Origin of the sequence: Streptomyces adelaidensis (assembly GCF_016598475.1) — a bacterium.
GTDB classification, from domain to species: Bacteria; Actinomycetota; Actinomycetes; order Streptomycetales; family Streptomycetaceae; genus Streptomyces; species Streptomyces adelaidensis.
The window spans coordinates 1-614 of record NZ_JAEMUX010000286.1 but is presented as its reverse complement, the minus strand read 5'-3'; the positions used below and the strand labels follow the sequence as shown (position 1 = coordinate 614).

The following is a 614-nucleotide window of genomic DNA, read 5'->3' as shown; positions in this document are numbered from 1 at the left end:
CACACCAGACCGGTGACCTGCGACTTCACGATGCACACCGCTCAATGACGATCAGCAGGGGAACCGCAGGCGTCGGTATGTTCCGCGATTCGTCCATCATGGCGTCGGGCCGCAGCCACATGACTGCCCACCGATCCCCGGCCAACTCGTGAGCCAACTGCCGGGCCAGGCGGGTCTTGCCCTGCCCGCCCGGACCGTAGACCAGCCGTACGCCGGGACCCGGCCGTGTCGCCCAGGCTCGCAAGTCATCGAGGAGTCCGGTGCGGCCATGGAAGGGTACGACCTCACGGCGCGGGTGCGGCAGCCCGGCCGGGGAGCCGGGCGCCGAATACCCGTTCGGAGTCTGCTCGGGGTCAGCCAGGCCTGCGTATTGCACGGGCTCCAGCACCCGTGCCTTCGCCCCGCCGTAGCGGTCGAGCGCGGCACGGAAGGCATCGTCGTGGTGCAGGACATAAGCGGGTGTCGCCTCCAACTGGGTATGCCGGCGGCCTCTCTGGTCGCTGGCGACCACACCAGCCAGGAACTCACCGTCGATACCGCAGAGCAACGCAGCCCCTGACATCCCACCCCATGGTGAGTGCCCGGGACTCGGTTCCTCGGGAGGATGCTGCCCC

The 614-nt window shown here is 68.9% G+C and carries 1 protein-coding gene; it reads right to left on the bottom strand.

Annotated elements, in window-relative coordinates; all coding sequences use genetic code 11:
- Positions 1-25: 25 nt before the first annotated feature.
- Positions 26-562, bottom strand: coding sequence for an ATP-binding protein (locus tag I8N67_RS41875; protein WP_200309638.1), 537 nt, complete (start codon positions 560-562; stop codon positions 26-28).
- Between the last annotated feature and the right edge of the window lie 52 nt (positions 563-614).